Here is a 650-nt window from a genome sequence, read left to right as displayed (position 1 = left end):
ACGTTGCCGGACAGTTCGTACTTCGATGCAGCTGCCGAGTTCACGCACCAGATCGGTCCGGTTGCTTGTGCGTCGAGATCAGCGAGGGTGAGTTTCTTGATACCCATTTGAGTAGTACTCCAAAAATTTTGAGGCCCGTGGAGCGAGCACAGGCCGAAATAAGGTTTTGTTTGTTTTTGTGAGTAGTTGCGATTTATTTACTATAGCTAACTTACTCAGTAATCTCTTGTCGAAGGCGCTCAGTTACGATGCGTATCATCAACGGCTGTAGCGCTTCGTCAACTGGTGGGAGACCGACAATGGTCGCGTATTCGTTCATAGTCATGTCCTCATCAACGTCGTCTGCCAACCTTGTTCCAAACATGCATCGTCCGGACTCCCGATGTTTCCACATGCAACCGCGTCCGGCGCGCAGAGGGCAAATGGCTGTGATCAACTGCTTTTCGATGATGCCGCAGTAAGTGCCGGATTCTTGTTCTTGTTCCATAATTCGTAAGTACTGCTCATCAAATGCACATGTACAAAAAAGCCCGGAACTTTCGTTCTCGGGCCCAGTTCAACCTAGTATGAGTATAGTGCTGTTGGTGGCGTTAGCAACTGGCTCAATCTTTGTCCAGTTCTGTGTCAGCGTGTCTTCGAACATCATAACC

Annotated in this window: 1 protein-coding gene; it reads right to left on the bottom strand. The window is 48.9% G+C overall.

Translation table 11 applies throughout. The features are described 5' to 3' along the window. Nucleotides 1–211: 211 nt before the first annotated feature. The gene (locus AC1RO3_RS08205; protein ID WP_289860994.1) at nt 212–487 is read right to left on the bottom strand and encodes a hypothetical protein; all 276 of its coding nucleotides are present in this window, start codon (nt 485–487) and stop codon (nt 212–214) included. Nucleotides 488–650: the final 163 nt, after the last annotated feature.

The organism is Dellaglioa sp. CoH-57-MRSF-19 (genome assembly GCF_056781975.1).
The sequence above is the reverse complement of the archived record's forward strand: the minus strand, read 5'-3'. Positions and strand labels throughout refer to the sequence as shown.